General features: G+C 60.0%; 14 protein-coding genes. All 14 read right to left on the bottom strand.

Features of this window, described 5'->3' with window-relative positions; genetic code table 11:
• Window positions 1–8: 8 nt before the first annotated feature.
• The 14 genes from ACA043_RS08235 to flhA all read right to left on the bottom strand — a co-directional run bounded on the left by ACA043_RS08235 (window position 9) and on the right by flhA (window position 14,426).
• Complete coding sequence (locus tag ACA043_RS08235) at window positions 9–401, bottom strand: DUF2802 domain-containing protein (protein ID WP_401271677.1); 393 nt, start codon at window positions 399–401, stop codon at window positions 9–11.
• Entirely contained in the window at window positions 402–887 is a 486-nt protein-coding gene (locus ACA043_RS08230; protein WP_010456928.1) for a chemotaxis protein CheW, read from the bottom strand.
• Window positions 888–977: 90 nt separating this feature from the next.
• The gene (locus tag ACA043_RS08225; RefSeq protein ID WP_497658956.1) at window positions 978–1,931 is read right to left on the bottom strand and encodes a CheW domain-containing protein; all 954 of its coding nucleotides are present in this window, start codon (window positions 1,929–1,931) and stop codon (window positions 978–980) included.
• Between the two features lie 2 nt (window positions 1,932–1,933).
• The gene (locus ACA043_RS08220; RefSeq protein WP_187677397.1) at window positions 1,934–2,722 is read right to left on the bottom strand and encodes a ParA family protein; all 789 of its coding nucleotides are present in this window, start codon (window positions 2,720–2,722) and stop codon (window positions 1,934–1,936) included.
• A 43-nt stretch (window positions 2,723–2,765) separates the two neighbouring features.
• Window positions 2,766–3,656 (bottom strand): flagellar motor protein MotD, encoded by an 891-nt coding sequence (gene motD / locus ACA043_RS08215; RefSeq protein ID WP_187677396.1) that lies wholly within the window; start codon window positions 3,654–3,656, stop codon window positions 2,766–2,768.
• A gap of 12 nt (window positions 3,657–3,668) precedes the next feature.
• The gene (locus tag ACA043_RS08210) at window positions 3,669–4,409 is read right to left on the bottom strand and encodes a flagellar motor protein (RefSeq protein ID WP_187677395.1); all 741 of its coding nucleotides are present in this window, start codon (window positions 4,407–4,409) and stop codon (window positions 3,669–3,671) included.
• Window positions 4,409–5,545, bottom strand: coding sequence for a protein-glutamate methylesterase/protein-glutamine glutaminase (locus ACA043_RS08205; RefSeq protein ID WP_187677394.1), 1,137 nt, complete (start codon window positions 5,543–5,545; stop codon window positions 4,409–4,411). Before ACA043_RS08205 ends, ACA043_RS08210 begins: the two co-directional genes overlap by 1 nt.
• Before the next feature lie 49 nt (window positions 5,546–5,594).
• Complete coding sequence (locus tag ACA043_RS08200; RefSeq protein WP_187677393.1) at window positions 5,595–7,862, bottom strand: chemotaxis protein CheA; 2,268 nt, start codon at window positions 7,860–7,862, stop codon at window positions 5,595–5,597.
• A gap of 54 nt (window positions 7,863–7,916) precedes the next feature.
• Window positions 7,917–8,705, bottom strand: a complete 789-nt coding sequence (locus ACA043_RS08195; protein ID WP_027613919.1) for a protein phosphatase CheZ — start codon at window positions 8,703–8,705, stop codon at window positions 7,917–7,919.
• A gap of 17 nt (window positions 8,706–8,722) precedes the next feature.
• Window positions 8,723–9,094 carry a chemotaxis response regulator CheY gene (locus ACA043_RS08190; RefSeq protein WP_161986607.1) on the bottom strand — a complete coding sequence of 124 codons (372 nt, stop codon included), beginning with the start codon at window positions 9,092–9,094 and terminating at the stop codon, window positions 8,723–8,725.
• A gap of 166 nt (window positions 9,095–9,260) precedes the next feature.
• Window positions 9,261–10,001 (bottom strand): RNA polymerase sigma factor FliA, encoded by a 741-nt coding sequence (fliA, locus tag ACA043_RS08185; RefSeq protein ID WP_003222919.1) that lies wholly within the window; start codon window positions 9,999–10,001, stop codon window positions 9,261–9,263.
• Window positions 9,998–10,828, bottom strand: coding sequence for a flagellar synthesis regulator FleN (gene fleN, locus ACA043_RS08180; RefSeq protein ID WP_003222917.1), 831 nt, complete (start codon window positions 10,826–10,828; stop codon window positions 9,998–10,000). The genes fliA and fleN overlap by 4 nt, the downstream gene beginning before the upstream one ends.
• Window positions 10,829–10,944: 116 nt before the next feature.
• A complete protein-coding gene (flhF, locus tag ACA043_RS08175) occupies window positions 10,945–12,285 on the bottom strand; it encodes a flagellar biosynthesis GTPase FlhF (RefSeq protein WP_008077677.1) in 1,341 nt (446 codons plus the stop codon).
• A gap of 11 nt (window positions 12,286–12,296) precedes the next feature.
• Window positions 12,297–14,426, bottom strand: coding sequence for a flagellar biosynthesis protein FlhA (flhA, locus tag ACA043_RS08170; protein WP_187677392.1), 2,130 nt, complete (start codon window positions 14,424–14,426; stop codon window positions 12,297–12,299).
• Window positions 14,427–14,519: the final 93 nt, after the last annotated feature.

Here is a 14,519-nt window from a genome sequence, read left to right as displayed (position 1 = left end):
CGCAAAAATCAGCTCTTGTGCAACTTGCGCATCAACTCCGCCTCAGCCTGGGTCAAACCACAGGACTGAGTCAGTTCATCAACGCTCGCGCCCATGCCCACCAGTTTCGCCGCCTGGGCGAACGACAGGCTCGACGGGTCGCGCTGTTCCAGCTGAACAATTTTGTCCGGCAACGGACCGACTACCGCGCGCAGCTCGTGCAGGGCCTCGCCCATGTGCACATTACCGTTCTGGTAGTCGTCAACGCGCTTGGCCAGGTCCTTGATGCGCTGATCACGCAGCGCATCGCCCTGAGCCTGTTGCGCAGCGATGACCCGCTGCGCCTTGATGTACGCCAGAAACATCGCCAGCGTGCCTGCCCAGAAGAGGAACAGGACAATGACCGCAACCTCGAGAATCAATCAGATGTTCTCCAGATCCGACCATTCTTCTTCGCTCATCATCTTGTCCAGTTCGACCAGGATCAGCAGTTCGTTGTTCTTGTTGCACACGCCTTGAATGAACTTGGCCGACTCTTCGTTACCGACGTTCGGTGCGGTTTCGATTTCCGACTGACGCAGGTAAACCACTTCCGCCACGCTGTCGACCATGATCCCGACCACTTGCTTGTCGGCTTCGATGATGACGATACGGGTGTTGTCGCTGATCTCGGCATTCATCAGGCCGAAGCGCTGACGGGTGTCGATTACGGTGACCACGTTACCGCGCAGGTTGATGATGCCCAGCACGTAGCTTGGCGCGCCCGGCACCGGAGCGATTTCGGTGTAGCGCAGCACTTCCTGAACGCGCATCACGTTGATGCCGTAGGTTTCGTTGTCCAGCTTGAAGGTCACCCATTGCAGGATCGGATCTTCAGAACCTTTTGCATTCGTCGCCTGACTACTCATACCCTGACCCCTCGAAAAAACCGCACTGAGCGGTGTGTGTTCTGTGTGGCGGCATTCAACAATGCCGTCGCCTGATTGTTATGTCGGCTGCTATGTCGGTTTATGTAGCGGCTTGCTGCCACCCAAGTGCTTTGCCCCACCGCTGGCGATCAACTCGGCCAGTGCGGAAACGTCCAGCAATGCACACATGTGCTCAATCACGGTGCCGGCGAGCCATGGCCGCTGACCCCGGTGACTTCTCCATTTGATTTCATTCGGATCAAGACGCAACGAACGGCTGACCTGATGCACCGCCAGGCCCCACTCGTAACCTTGTACCGAAATCACGTACTGCAAACCCTGACGGAAGTCATCACGATAACGATCCGGCATGACCCAACGCGCGGTGTCCAACACTTTCAGGTTGCCGGCCTGGCTCGGCAGAATCCCGAGGAACCATTCCGGCTGACCGAACAGCGGTGTCAGCTCGTGACCGGCCAGCGAATAGATCGAGCCGAGGCACACCAGCGGCACGGCAAGGGTCAGCCCGGCAACGTCGAACAGCAAACATTCGAACGCTTCGGAGGCCCAGGCCGGACGGCCGTCGGTTTCCACCGGCGGCGGTGTATTGCTCGGCGGCAGATGCACTTCCACCAGTGGCGGCACCAGCGTCTGTTCGACGGGTGCGGGCACGACTGGCGCAGGCTCGACCACTGCCGGTTCCGGTGTGGTCTTCAGCAACTGAGTTTGCAGCAGCGGTGCCAACGTCGAGACCGATGCGCGAACCGGTTCGGCTTCTTCGATCAACGTCACTGGTGCTTTGGCAACTGGCGCCATCGCAGGCGCGGCAACCGGCGTGACAGGTTTGGCGGCTTTCTGCGCATCACGCGCCTGCTCTTCCAGCACGGCAGCCTGGAATTCATCCAGCGCTTCAGCGCTTTCAATCACCTCAGGCTGTGCCGCAATCTGCGCCGGCAATTCGTCGGGAATCTCCTCCAACAAACTGTCCAGATAAGACTGCAACGCCAACTGCGGCTTCGACGTCGATTTCAGCGGCCGATTCATGCTCATGCCACCTGCGGAACAAGTTGTTGCGCCAACAGATGTTTGAGCAGCGCGCGATAAGCCAGCACACCACGGCTCTTGCCGTCGAATTGCGAAGGCGTGACACCGGCGCGGCTGGCGTCGCGCAGACGAGTATCGACCGGGATGTAACCCTGCCAGATCTCGTCCGGGAATTTGTCGCGCAACACACGCAAGGTGCCGAGCGATGCCTGAGTACGGCGGTCGAACAACGTCGGCACAATGCTGAAAGGCAGCGCCTGTTTGCGCGAGCGGTTGATCATCGCCAGGGTGTTGACCATGCGCTCCAGGCCTTTGACAGCCAGGTGTTCGGTCTGCACCGGGATCACCAGTTGCTGACTCGCCGCGAGGGCGTTGACCATCAGCACGCCAAGCAACGGCGGGCTGTCGATAACGGCGTAATCGAAGTCCTGCCACAGCTGCGCCAGACTCTTGGCGATCACCAGGCCCAGACCACTCTGCCCCGGCGACTGACGCTCGAGGGTGGCCAGCGCGGTGCTGGACGGCAACAGGGAAATGCGTTCGTCACTGGTCGACAGCAACAGTTGCCCCGGCAGGCCTTGCGGCACGGTGCCCTTGTGCAGAAACAGGTCGTAGTTGCTGTGTTCCAGGCTGTCGGGGTCGTAACCGAAATAACTGGTCATCGAGCCGTGCGGGTCGAGATCGACCACAACCACGCGCTTGCCCGCCTCTGCCAGCAAACCGGCTAAAGCGATGGAAGATGTGGTTTTACCAACACCACCCTTTTGATTGGCGACTGCCCAGACTCTCATTCGTTTCTTTCCTCCCGGCCGAGATGCTCGACCGAGACATGGCTCAGCGTATTAATGCGGGCGACGGAGAATTGACGGCACTCTCGCGTCCCGGCGTCTTGACCGGGGTCGGTGCAGTTTGTGTGCCAGCGCGCTTCAGTGCGGCATCCGGTTGCGCGTTGGCGGTTCCGGTGCCCGTGAGGCTGCGGCGTACATCGAGATTGCGCGACACCACCAACACCACACGACGGTTTTTCCCTCGACCTTCGGCGGTGGCATTGTTGGCCACTGGCTGGAACTCACCGTAACCCACCGAAGCCAGACGGCCGGGATTCACACCCTGCATCGCCAGCATGCGCACGATGCTTGCCGAGCGCGCCGAGGACAGCTCCCAGTTGGTCGGGTACTGCGCGGTGCGGATCGGTTGATCGTCGGTAAAACCTTCGACGTGGATCGGGTTGTCGAACGGCTTGAGGATCGCCGCAACCTTGTCGATGATGTTGAACGCAATGTCGCTCGGCATGGCATCGCCGCTGCCGAACAACAGGCTGGAGTTGAGTTCGATCTCGACCCACAACTCGTTGCCGCGCACGGTCATCTGGTTGGAGCTGATCAGGTCGCCGAACGCCGCGCTGATATCGTCGGCAATGCTTTTCAGCGGATCGCTGGCACCGGCGATACCGGCGTCGATCTGCTCGGCGTCCTTGACCAGCGGCTTGGCCGGGGTCACGGTCTTCGGTCGTTCGTCGCCAATCGGGATCGGTTTGAGCGCGCGGTCGGAATCCTTGAAGACCCCGACCAGCGCTTCGGAAATTTCCTTGTACTTGCCTTCGTTGATCGACGAAATCGAGTACATCACCACGAAGAACGCGAACAGCAAGGTAATGAAGTCCGCGTAGGAAACGAGCCAGCGCTCGTGGTTGACGTGTTCTTCCTGATGTCTGCGACGAGCCATGAGGTTATTCCCTTAGTCCATGAAGCCTTGCAGCTTCAACTCGATGGAGCGTGGGTTTTCACCTTCGGCGATCGACAGAATGCCTTCCAACAACATTTCGCGATAACGCGACTGCCGCAACGCGATTGACTTCAACTTGGCCGCCACCGGTAGCAGGATCAGGTTGGCACTGGCCACGCCATAAATGGTCGCGACGAATGCCACGGCGATGCCGCTACCCAGTTGCGTCGGGTCGGCAAGGTTGCCCATCACGTGGATCAGGCCCATCACCGCGCCGATGATGCCGATGGTCGGCGCGTAGCCGCCCATGCTTTCAAAGACCTTGGCCGCTTCGATGTCGCGGGCTTCCTGGGTGTAGAAATCCACTTCAAGGATGCTGCGGATCGCTTCCGGCTCGGCGCCGTCGACCAGCAGTTGCAGACCTTTGCGCGAGTAGCTGTCGGGTTCGGCATCGGCCACCCCTTCCAGACCCAGCAGGCCTTCCTTGCGTGCGGTAAGACTCCAGTTGACCACGCGGTCGATGCCGCCGGCCAGATCCACACGCGGCGGAAAGAAGATCCAGGCGAGGATCTGCATGGCGCGTTTGAACGCGCTCATCGGTGATTGCAACAGCGCAGCACCGATGGTGCCGCCCACTACGATCAGCGCCGCCGGGCCGTTGGCCAGCGCACCGAGGTGACCACCTTCAAGGTAGTTGCCGCCGATGATGGCGACGAACGCCATGATGATGCCGATAAGGCTTAGAACATCCATCAGATACAGGCCTCGACGATGTGCTTGCCGATATCGTCCAGACCGTACACCGCATCAGCGAGGTCGGCTTTGACGATGGCCATCGGCATGCCATAGATCACGCAACTGGCTTCGTCCTGCGCCCACACCGAGCTACCGCCCTGTTTGAGCAGACGCGCGCCTTCGCGGCCGTCGGCGCCCATGCCGGTCAGTACGACCGCCAGAACTTTGTCACCGTAGGATTTCGCGGCGGAACCGAAAGTAATGTCCACGCACGGCTTGTAGTTCAGACGCTCATCGCCCGGGAGGATTTTCACCGCACCACGGCCGTCGATCATCATCTGCTTGCCACCCGGAGCGAGCAGCGCCAGGCCCGGACGCAGGATGTCGCCATCCTCGGCTTCCTTGACGCTGATACGGCAGAGCTTGTCCAGACGCTCGGCGAAAGCCTTGGTGAACGCCGCTGGCATGTGCTGGATCAGCACGATCGGTGCCGGGAAGTTCGCCGGCAACTGAGTCAATACTCGTTGCAGCGCAACCGGGCCGCCAGTCGACGTGCCGATGGCAACCAGTTTGTAGGCCTTGCGTTTCGGTGCCGGCGACGAAGCGCTGGCAGCCGATGCGCGAGCAGGAACAGGCGCGGGTGCCGGACGTGCCGGAGCAGCAGTGCTGTGGCTGCTGTAACTCGACGCAGCCGGAGCTGCCGCAGGTGCAGGCGCTGCGGTCGGGGCTGGCGCGCTGTAAGCGCTGAAACGACGGTTACTGCGCGAGATGCTGTGAACCTTCTCGCACAGTAGTTGCTTGACCTTCTCCGGGTTACGGGAGATGTCTTCGAAATTCTTCGGCAGGAAATCCACCGCGCCGGCGTCCAGCGCATCCAGGGTTACCCGGGCGCCTTCGTGGGTCAGCGAGGAGAACATCAACACCGGGGTCGGGCAGCGCTGCATGATGTGCCGCACTGCCGTGATGCCGTCCATCATTGGCATCTCGTAGTCCATGGTGATCACGTCCGGCTTGAGGGCCATGGCCTGATCGATCGCCTCTTTACCGTTGGTTGCCGTGCCGACAACCTGGATGCTCGGATCCGCTGAAAGAATTTCCGAGACGCGGCGGCGGAAAAAACCCGAATCGTCCACCACCAGGACTTTGACTGCCATAAACACTCCATTAGGTGCAGCGGGGCATCGTCGCCCCGCCGCCCCGGATTCAAATACGCCGTGCGGCGTAACGCTTGAGCATGCTTGGAACATCGAGAATCAGTGCAATGCGGCCGTCACCGGTGATGGTGGCGCCGGACATGCCCGGAGTCCCTTGCAGCATTTTGCCCAATGGCTTGATGACCACTTCTTCCTGGCCAACCAGTTGATCGACGACGAAGCCGATCCGCTGCGTGCCCACCGAAAGGATCACCACATGGCCCTCGCGCTGCTCTTCGTGAGCGGCGGAGCTGACCAGCCAGCGCTTGAGGTAGAACAATGGCAATGCCTTGTCCCGCACGATCACCACTTCCTGACCGTCCACGACGTTGGTGGTCGACAGATCGAGGTGGAAGATTTCGTTGACGTTGACCAGCGGGAACGCGAACGCCTGATTGCCGAGCATCACCATCAGGGTTGGCATGATCGCCAAGGTCAGCGGCACCTTGATGACGATCTTCGAGCCCTGGCCCTTGGTCGAGTAGATGTTGATCGAACCGTTGAGCTGGGAAATCTTGGTCTTCACCACGTCCATGCCGACACCGCGGCCGGACACGTCGGAGATCTCGGTCTTGGTCGAGAAGCCCGGAGCGAAAATCAGGTTGTAGCACTCGGTGTCGCTCAGGCGATCGGCCGCGTCCTTGTCCATCACGCCGCGTTTTACCGCGATCGCACGCAGGACGTTCGGGTCCATGCCTTTGCCGTCATCGGAGATCGACAGCAGGATGTGGTCGCCTTCCTGTTCGGCTGCCAGTACCACGCGACCGCCACGGGCCTTGCCCGACGCTTCACGTTCTTCCGGCGACTCGATACCGTGGTCGACGGCGTTGCGCACCAAGTGGACCAGCGGGTCGGCCAGAGCCTCGACAAGGTTTTTGTCGAGGTCGGTTTCTTCGCCGACCAATTCCAGGTTGATCTCTTTCTTGAGCTGACGCGCGAGGTCGCGAACCAGACGCGGGAAGCGCCCGAAGACCTTCTTGATCGGCTGCATCCGCGTCTTCATCACCGCGGTCTGCAAGTCAGCCGTGACCACGTCGAGGTTCGACACGGCCTTTTGCATGGCTTCGTCGCCGCTGTTGAGACCCAGGCGCACCAGACGGTTACGCACCAGCACCAACTCGCCGACCATGTTCATGATTTCGTCGAGACGTGCAGTGTCGACCCGCACGGTGGTCTCGGCTTCGCTCGCCGGTTTTTCCGGTGGCGGTGCAGCCGGAGCACGGGCCGGAGCCGGTGCAGCAGCGGCAGCCGGTTTTGGCGCTTCAGCTTTTGGCTCAGGCTTGGCGGCAGGTTTCGGTGCAGCAGCGACCGGTGCCTTCGCGGCAGGCGTGGCGACTGTCGAAGCGGAGCCTGCAGCAGCGGCGCCAACTTCAGTGAACTTGCCTTTGCCGTGCAATTCGTCGAGCAGCGATTCGAACTCGTGATCGCTGATCAGATCACTGCCGGCAGCGGCAGCCACCGGAGCGGCAGGCGCAGCAGGTGCCGAAGCAATTGCCGACTCCAGCGCTTCAACAGCGAAGTTGCCTTTGCCGTGCAACTGATCGAGCAGTGCTTCGAATTCGTCGTCGGTGATGTCCGAACTGTCGCCCGCCGCAGGTGCCGCAGGTTTGGCCGCTGCTGGCGTGACCGCGTCGGCTGCAAACTGACCTTTGCCGTGCAGTTGATCGAGCAACGACTCGAACTCGGCATCGGTGATTTCATCGCTGGCTGCCGCATCGGCAGTTTGCGCAGGTGCAGCAGCGGCCGGGGCCTCGGCTTCGGCCTTGACGGCGTTCAGCGAGTCCAGCAGCTGTTCAAATTCGTTATCGGTGATGTCGCCAGAATCGCCCTCGACGACCAGTTCCTCGATCATCTCGGCCACTGGCGAAGCCGGGGCTTCATCCGCCGTTTGCGGCTCGGCCAGACGTGCCAGTGCAGCCAGCAGTTGCGGAGTCGCAGCGGTGATCGGGGCACGTTCACGGACTTCGCTGAACATGCTGTTCACTGCGTCCAGTGCTTCGAGGACAACGTCCATCAGTTCTGCATCAACGCGACGCTCACCCTTGCGCAGGATGTCGAACACGTTTTCGGCGATGTGACAGCACTCCACCAGCTCGTTGAGCTGAAGGAAGCCGGCGCCCCCTTTTACAGTGTGAAAACCGCGAAAAATTGCGTTGAGCAGATCTGCGTCATCCGGACGGCTTTCCAGCTCGACCAGTTGTTCGGACAGTTGCTCAAGAATCTCGCCGGCCTCAACCAGGAAATCCTGAAGGATCTCTTCATCGGCGCCGAAGCTCATTAATGGGGTGCTCCTACAGGTCTAAAAACCCAAAAAACCTAAAATTCAAAAACTCTAGAATCCAAGGCTGGATAACAAATCGTCCACATCGTCCTGACCGGACACAACGTCTTCTCGTTTATCGGCATGAATCTGCGGACCTTCACCCTGCGAGAGATGTTTTTGTGGATCTTTTTCTGCAAGCATCGCCGCACGGTCATGTTCGATGCCCGCAAAGCGGTCCACCTGACTGGCCATGAGGACGAGTTTGAGCAAATTGCTTTCGACTTCGGTGACCAGTTGGGTCACACGCTTGATCACTTGACCGGTAAGGTCCTGATAATCCTGAGCCAGCAGGATGTCGTTCAGATTGCTCGACACCGCACGGTTGTCCGTGCTGCTGCGCGACAGAAAACCGTCGACCCGGCGCGCCAGTTCGCGGAACTCTTCAGCCCCGACTTCACGACGCATGAAACGACCCCAATCGGTGCTCAAGGCCTGGGCTTCTTCAGCCAGACCATTGACCACCGGCGTGGCGCTTTCCACCAGATCCATGGTGCGGTTGGCCGCGGCTTCTGTCAGCTTGACCACATAGCCCAGGCGTTCGGTGGCGTCGGTGATTTGCGACACTTCCTCGGCCTGCGGCATGTGCGGATCGATCTGGAAGTTGACGATCGCACTGTGCAGTTCGCGTGTGAGCTTGCCCACTTCCTGATACAGGCCGCGGTCACGGGTCTGATTGAGCTCATGGATCAGTTGCACAGCGTCGCCGAACCTGCCTTTTTCAAGGCTCTCGACCAGTTCGACCGCGTGTTTTTTCAGGGTCGATTCGAAATCGCCCTGTGAAGATTCGTTATGCTCCATAGCTCCCCCGCGCGTCATCAGCCGATGCGTTCGAAAATCTTCTCGATTTTGTCTTTCAACGCCTGAGCCGTGAAAGGTTTGACCACGTAGCCGTTCACACCGGCCTGAGCGGCCTCGATGATTTGCTCGCGCTTGGCTTCAGCGGTCACCATCAGCACTGGCAGGTGCTTGAGTTTTTCATCGGCACGCACGTGACGCAGCAGATCGATACCGGTCATGCCCGGCATGTTCCAGTCCGTTACCAGAAAGTCGATGCTGCCGCTGTTGAGTACCGGAATGGCGGTGACGCCATCGTCGGCCTCTACGGTGTTGGTGAACCCAAGATCCCGCAGCAGGTTCTTGATGATCCGCCGCATCGTTGAGAAGTCATCAACGATGAGGATTTTCATGTCTTTGTTCAATTCGACCTCCAAGCAGTCTTAAACGCGCCCAGCACCTGGACGCGCCACTTCAATCAATCGGCGCAGCACTCGAAGACTGTCTGGAGCACAACAGAGCAAGACCGGTGCCGTTTATCACCGCACCAGCCTCGTTCGCAGTGTCCCCACACTGCCTTCAGCGCGCTCGCCACTCCCCCAAACGCCCCCGCAAACGGGCCGCGCACTGGCTGTGTAACTGGCTGACCCGCGATTCACTGACGCCAAGGACTTCACCGATCTCCTTGAGGTTCAGCTCTTCGTCGTAGTACAGCGCCAACACCAGTCGCTCACGCTCCGGCAAATTGGCAATCGCGTCCGCCAGCGCTGCCTGGAAGCGTTCATCTTCCAGATCGCGTGACGGCTCAAGATGAGCACTGGCGCCATCCTCGTGCAGCCCTTCGTGTTCGCCGTCCTGCAACAGGTCGTCGAAACTGAACAAGCGGCTGCCCAGGGTGTCATTCAAAATCCCGTAGTAATCGTCGAGACTCAATTGGAGTTCGGCCGCAACCTCGTGATCTTTAGCATCACGGCCGGTTTTAGCTTCAATTGCACGAATCGCGTCACTGACCATACGGGTGTTGCGGTGAACCGAGCGTGGCGCCCAGTCCCCTTTGCGCACTTCGTCGAGCATCGCGCCGCGGATTCGAATGCCCGCGTACGTTTCGAAACTGGCGCCTTTGCTGGCGTCATATTTGGTCGAGACTTCGAGCAGACCGATCATCCCGGCCTGGATCAGATCCTCGACCTGCACACTCGCCGGCAATCGCGCCAGCAGGTGATAGGCAATGCGTTTTACCAGTGGCGCGTAACGCTCGATCAATTCGTACTGCGCGTCACGTGCCGACTTCTTGTAGTAATTCATACCGCTGGCGGTCATAGCACAGGCCCTGCCGTTTGCTGCACGAGGCGTTCGACGAAAAACTCAAGGTGGCCGCGCGGGTTGGCAGGCAGCGGCCAGGTGTCGACCTTCTGGGCGATCGCCTTGAACGCCAGCGCGCACTTGGAGCGCGGGAAGGCTTCATAGACCGCACGCTGCTTCTGCACCGCCTTGCGCACGCTTTCGTCGTAAGGCACGGCGCCGACGTATTGTAGGGCCACGTCAAGAAAACGATCCGTGACCTTGGTCAATTTGGCGAACAGGTTGCGACCTTCTTGCGGGCTCTGGGCCATGTTGGCCAGGACGCGGAAGCGGTTCATGCCGTAATCGCGATTGAGCAACTTGATCAGGGCGTAAGCGTCAGTGATCGAGGTCGGCTCGTCGCAGACCACCAGCAACACTTCTTGCGCGGCGCGAACAAAACTGACTACCGAGTCACCAATACCCGCAGCGGTGTCTATCACCAAAACGTCGAGATTGTCGCCGATGTCACTGAAGGCCTGAATCAGACCGGCATGTTGCGCCGGGCTGAGGTGAACCATGCTCTGGGTGCCGGACGCAGCGGGCACGATGCGGATCCCGCCCGGGCCTTGCAACAAAACGTCGCGCAGCTCGCAGCGGCCTTCGATCACGTCGGCCAGCGTGCGTTTGGGCGTCAGGCCCAGCAGAACGTCGACGTTCGCCAGCCCCAGATCGGCGTCCAGCAGCATGACCCGACGGCCAAGCTCTGCCAGCGCCAGAGACAAGTTCACTGACACGTTAGTCTTGCCGACGCCACCTTTGCCGCCGGTCACCGCGATCACCTGTACGGGATGCATGCTGCCCATGTTATTTCTTTACCTTGTCTTGCATAGACGGAGGCCACATTACTGGCTGCGCGTTCACAACCGGAACAATGCGTGGCAGACCATCGATGTAGGTACAAAAACTGTTCATGAATACCTCAGCCTACCTGCTTGGTCGGGCTGTGATAGATATCAGCGAACATGTCAGCCATGGCTTCTTCGCTGGGTTCTTCCTGCATTTGCACGCTGACGGCGCGGCTGACCAGTTGATGACGGCGCGGCAGATGCAAATCATCCGGAATCCGTGGGCCATCGGTCAGGTACGCGACCGGCAATTCATGACTGATCGCCAGGCTCAACACTTCGCCAAGGCTGGCCGTTTCATCCAGTTTAGTCAGGATGCACCCGGCGAGCCCGCAACGCTTGTAACTGTGATAAGCGGCGGTTAGAACCTGTTTCTGGCTGGTGGTTGCCAAGACCAGATAATTTTTTGAACGAATGCCACGACCGGCCAGGCTTTCGAGCTGCATGCGCAGTGCCGGATCGCTGGCTTGCAGGCCGGCGGTATCGATCAGCACCACGCGTTTGCGCAGCAGCGGATCCAGCGCCTGGACCAGCGACTGGCCCGGATCGACGTGGGTTACCGGCACGTTGAGAATCCGGCCCAGGGTCTTCAGTTGTTCCTGAGCGCCGATGCGGAAGCTGTCCATGCTCACCAGCGCGACGTTCTGCGCGCCGTATTTGAGCACATAGCGCGCAGCAAGCTTGGCCAGCGTGGTGGTCTTGCCCATGCCGGCAGGGCCGACCATCGCAATCACACCGCCCTCTTCCAGCGGCTCGACTTCCGGTACGGCAATCATCCGCGCCAGGTGCGCCAGCAACATGCGCCAGGCCTGACGAGGTTCTTCGATATCAGTGATCATCGCCAGCAAGTCGCGCGACAACGGGCCGGACAGACCGATCCGTTGCAGACGGCGATACAGGTTGGCTTGCGCCGGGCGGCTGCCTTGCAGCTGATTCCAGGCCAGGGTGCCGAGCTGGACTTCCATCAGCTCGCGCAGGCTGTTCAATTCAAAACGCATCGAATCCAGTGCACGCGGATCAACACCGCCAGACGATTGCGCAGGTGCCGGGGCTGGACGCGCTGGCGCAGCGTAAGTCGGCTCGCTCAACGGTTCGGCGGCAGTCAGCGGCAGGCCAGCGGTCAACGGCAGCCCGGCAAAGATCTGGCGATTGCTATTGCCGTCGGCTTCGCCACGCAGGCTCAGTTCGGCTTGTGCAGTGACGATACGCGACTGGGTCTTGCGCAATTCATCCTCAAGTTCCATGTTCGGAACCCGTGGCGCCAGCGCCGACAGTTTGTAATCCAGCGCCGCCGTCAGCTCGACGCCGCCGGCAATGCGGCGGTTGCCAATGATGGCGGCATCAGCGCCCAGCTCATCACGAACCAGCTTCATGGCCTGACGCATATCGGCGGCGAAAAAACGCTTAACTTGCATAAACCACTACCTCAGCCGTTGGGCCCTACTGTCGCAACGATCGTCACTTGCTTGTTGTCCGGGATTTCCTGGTAGGCCAGCACGTGCAGCCCCGGAACTGCGAGGCGACCGAAGCGCGAAAGCATCGCGCGAATCGGGCCTGCTACCAACAGGATCACCGGCTGACCTTGCATTTCCTGACGCTGCGCCGCTTCGATGAGCGACCGTTGCAGCTTCTCGGCCATGCTTGGCTCCAGCAGAACGCCCTCTTCCGAGCCTTGTCCTGCCTTCTGCAGACTATTGAGCAATATTTGTTCCAACCTTGGTTCCAATGTGATCACAGGCAGCTCGGACTCAGTGCCTACAATGCTTTGGACGATGGCACGCGATACGCCGACCCGCACGGCGGCCACCAGCGCGGCGGTATCTTGACTCTTCGCGGCGTTGTTAGCGATAGCTTCGGCAATGCTGCGGATATCGCGTACCGGCACGTGTTCGGCCAGCAGCGCCTGCAACACTTTGAGCAGTTGCGACAGCGAGACCACACCCGGCACCAGCTCTTCGGCCAGTTTCGGCGAGCTTTTGGCCAGCAATTGCATGAGTTGCTGCACTTCCTCGTGGCCGATCAGCTCACTGGAATGCTTGTACAAAATCTGGTTCAAGTGGGTCGCGACCACAGTGCTCGCATCAACCACGGTGTAACCGAGGGATTGCGCCTGCGCCCGTTGGCTGATTTCGATCCACACCGCTTCCAGACCGAAAGCCGGATCTTTGGCGTTGATGCCGTTGAGCGTGCCGTAGACCTGGCCCGGGTTGATCGCCAGTTCGCGATCCGGGTAGATCTCGGCTTCAGCAAGGATCACGCCCATCAGGGTCAGGCGATAGGCGCTCGGCGCCAGATCGAGGTTGTCACGAATGTGCACAGTGGGCATCAGGAAGCCCAGATCCTGCGAGAGCTTCTTGCGCACGCCCTTGATCCGCGCCAGCAATTGTCCGCCCTGATTGCGGTCCACCAGCGGAATCAGGCGATAGCCGACTTCCAGGCCGATCATGTCGATCGGGGTCACGTCGTCCCAGCCAAGCTCCTTGGTTTCCATGGCGCGGGCCGGCGACGGCAGCAGTTCCTGCTGACGCTTGACCTCTTGCAGCGCCTGCACCTTGACGACGTTTTGCTTCTTCCAGAACAGATACGCGCCACCGGCGGCCAGTGCAGCCATGCTCAGGAACGAGAAGTGCGGCATGCCCGGCACCAGGCCCATGACCGCCATCAAACCAGCAGCCACCGCCAGCGCTTTCGGCGAGGCGAACATCTGACGGTTGATCTGTTTGCCCATGTCTTCCGAACCGGAAGCACGGGTCACCATGATCGCTGCCGCTGTGGATAACAACAGTGATGGCAATTGCGCCACCAAACCGTCACCAATGGTCAGCAAGGCGTAAACCTTGCCGGCGTCGGCGAAGGTCATGTTGTGCTGGAAGATACCGACAGCCATGCCGCCGATGAGGTTGATGAACAGAATCAGCAAACCGGCGATGGCGTCACCGCGAACGAATTTGCTGGCACCGTCCATCGAACCGTAGAACTCGGCCTCTTGGGCGACTTCCTGACGGCGCGACTTGGCTTGGTTCTGGTCGATCAGGCCGGCGTTGAGGTCGGCGTCGATGGCCATTTGTTTGCCAGGCATTGCATCGAGGGTGAAACGTGCGCTCACCTCGGAAATCCGCCCGGCACCCTTGGTCACCACAACGAAGTTGATGATCATCAGGATCGCGAAGACCACGATACCGACCACGTAGTTACCGCCGATCACCACTTCACCAAAGGCCTGGATCACCTTACCGGCGGCGGCGTGGCCGTCCTGCCCGTGGAGCATCACCACCCGCGTCGACGCCACGTTCAACGCCAGCCTCAGCAATGTCGCGACCAGCAAAATGGTCGGGAACACCGCAAAATCCAGCGGCCGCAGCGCGTAAACGCAGACCAGCAGGACGACGATCGACAGAGCAATGTTGAAGGTAAAAAACACGTCCAGCAGGAACGGCGGGATCGGCAACATCATCATTGCCAACATGACCAGCAGCAACAACGGCACGCCCAGATTGCCTCGACTGAGGTCGGCAACATTAGTGCGAGCAGTGTTGAATAACTGAGAGCGATCCACCGGTTTTCCCCGTTCCTTTAAAGCAAACTTTTGACGCCCAGAGCGGGCTCACGGCGGCTATTGCAAGAAGCCTTCCAACTTTTGCCGGGGAAT

The sequence above is a fragment of the Pseudomonas sp. LBUM1648 genome, assembly GCF_059716145.1.
This window is presented reverse-complemented; position numbering and strand designations above follow the sequence as displayed.